The organism is Peribacillus sp. NPDC097198, assembly GCF_044762055.1.
GTDB lineage: Bacteria > Bacillota > Bacilli > Bacillales > DSM-1321 > Peribacillus.
This window is the reverse complement of sequence record NZ_JBIWDO010000028.1, coordinates 1-2343: the sequence shown is the minus strand read 5'-3', so window position 1 is coordinate 2343 and position 2343 is coordinate 1. Positions and strand designations below refer to the sequence as shown.

Annotated in this window: 1 protein-coding gene and 1 rRNA gene; one reads left to right on the top strand and one right to left on the bottom strand. The window is 32.4% G+C overall.

Features of this window, described 5'->3' with window-relative positions:
• Positions 1–901 precede the first annotated feature (901 nt).
• Positions 902–1258, top strand: coding sequence for a class I SAM-dependent methyltransferase (locus ACIQXQ_RS20760; protein ID WP_402876142.1), 357 nt, complete (start codon positions 902–904; stop codon positions 1256–1258).
• A 1007-nt stretch (positions 1259–2265) separates the two neighbouring features.
• Here ACIQXQ_RS20760 and rrf read toward each other — a convergent pair.
• Positions 2266–2343: ribosomal RNA gene (gene rrf, locus ACIQXQ_RS20790) — 5S ribosomal RNA — on the bottom strand; the annotation flags it as partial.

Below are 2343 nucleotides of genomic sequence, written 5' to 3'. Positions count from 1 at the left end.
ACTTATTTTTAATCGCTGTGTTTTTCAGCGACCATTTCATCTTATCATTTTCTTTATAAGAAGTCAATAGTTTTTATTGTGTCATTTCTTCTAGCGATTCAGCTATAAGCAATGAAGTTTTGCGTTTGTTTTCTTAGTGCTTATTTATATTAATCCTTTTCAGTTTCAAAGTCAACACATTTAAGTGAAATACCTTATTATAATTTATTAGGATAATAATGTTCCTCCTCCATTGGATAACAAGTACCACTGACAGTACTCTTTAAGGGAAGGATTATCCCTCCACTCTTCATTTATACACAATAAGCTTTCAATGTTAATCAAGGACAATTATTACTTTCTACCATAAAGGGATAGCCTTTTAAATAAGGAGCAAATAATTTCTATATAGAGCCTTAGTCAGATATTACACACCACTCTTGTTACTCTTGCAGATATCATTCTAATATCACAATTATGAAACAAGTAAGCTGACATGAGTCTATATTAATATTAAAGGTCCATATCTAAGGTTAATGGAGAATCCCCTTATTGAACTTATGATAGAGAGCTGCACCACCAGGGGCGTAAATGAAACGAGTTCTCCTAATGTGAATGCTTAATATCCTTACACTCTGATTATACAGCTTAACTTATTAAGCGAATTTAAGTTACTTCTAACTCAAATATAACTCTTAAAACAGTCAGAGGGCATTACCCATTTACATGATACGGTGAAATTAATAACAAACGGTTCGTATTATGTTATAGGCTGTGTTAAAGATAAGGGTTGATTTTCGTAAGGGAATATTGTTTGTGAAATGTTACGCTTAAACTAACGAGGCGGTTTAGTTGAAGAAGGAGGACTTTTTATTAACTTAAAGAATAATAATTATTTTAGATCTATTAAGGGGGATTGTATATGCAATCAACAGACCCTACAACTTTTACAGAATGGGTGCAGCCACATTCGATAGAATGGTATAAACAACTTAGTGACATTCAGGGTAAATACATATATTCTTGGAATTCTACACTAACAGAGCCTAACGGAGAATCAATATTTGATAAAGAAGTAACTAAAATCACAGTTGGAAGGAAAGTATTGGATGTTGGATGTGGACACGGCGAGCTAACAAATGAATGTGGCTCGGTAGCAAAAGAAATAATAGGGTTTGATGTAACAGAAAAGTTCTTACAAGTTAGGCTAAAAGATAAAAAACCAAATGTATCTTTTGTTTTAGGAAATATAAAAAATGGATTGCCTTTTGATGGATGAATTTGATTGTGCATACATAAGGAAAGGTCCTACATCCGCATATCCATACCTTAAGAAAGTTATAAAAAGTGGTGGCAAAATAATTGGTCTCCATCCTGGAGATGAGACAAATTATTACCCCTTTTATTTCCTAACCTCTTTGATTCTTCAATAGGAACTCCAATCTTAAATCTCATTAATCATAGAATTGATATTAGTAAGTTCTCTCATTCTAAGATTGAAGCAATAAATAGTACAGAGTATATTCACTCCCCATTGGATGTTTTAAAATTACGTTGTTTCGGTCAACACCCTTCCATTTATGAAACTTTAAAAGAAAAAAACTTGTATGAAGTATCTAAGATTTTCGAGCAAAATGCCACAAAAGATGGTTTACCTATAACATTTTCTTGTTATATAGTTCGAGCAACTGTTTAATATTTTCTTTTCTGCTTCTTATAGAACTAGCAGAGGCTTTAAAGTTATAAGTCCTGGAGTTGATCTTTTTTTAGAAAATCTAAAAGGAACTGATCTAATAGCCAGTTTTATTGACTATTGCGCGCAGCTCCTCTCAATTTATTATTTTAATTTTAAATTCCAATCATGAAGATTTTGAGTTAGGTCTTTGAAATCTATAATTAATATCATGTTGAATAGAGCGTTATAAATTACTGTTTATATGCTCATTACTTTCATTATTGAGTCTACCTTCATTAATAAAAAATAACCCGCAGTATAAGGGGTACAGATAATATTTAATTTGTTATGTAATATAGACCATCGTTTATAAAAAACACAGCACTTTAAATATGAGAATAAGTTTTTTTTAATATATGAGTGTGTAGAAAGGGATAAAACTTTGGAAGTCCCCTCCACCTTATAACGTAATTTGTAAAACTATTGCTAAAATAAGATATGAATTTAATTCTTTATTTATAGGTAAAGCTCTTTCCCTCTACAAAAGTAACCCATGTTCCATTTTTATTGAGAACACAAAAAAGGCCAGCCTAGTGGCTGACCTTGAAATGGCTTGGCGGCGTCCTACTCTCACAGGGGGAAACCCCCAACTACCATCGGCGCTGAAGAGCTTAACTGCCGTGTTCGGA

Coding starts and splice junctions, on each gene's coding strand:
- ACIQXQ_RS20760 (WP_402876142.1), top strand. CDS start 902: ATGCAATCAACAGACCCTACAACTTTTACAGAATGGGTGCAGCCACAT.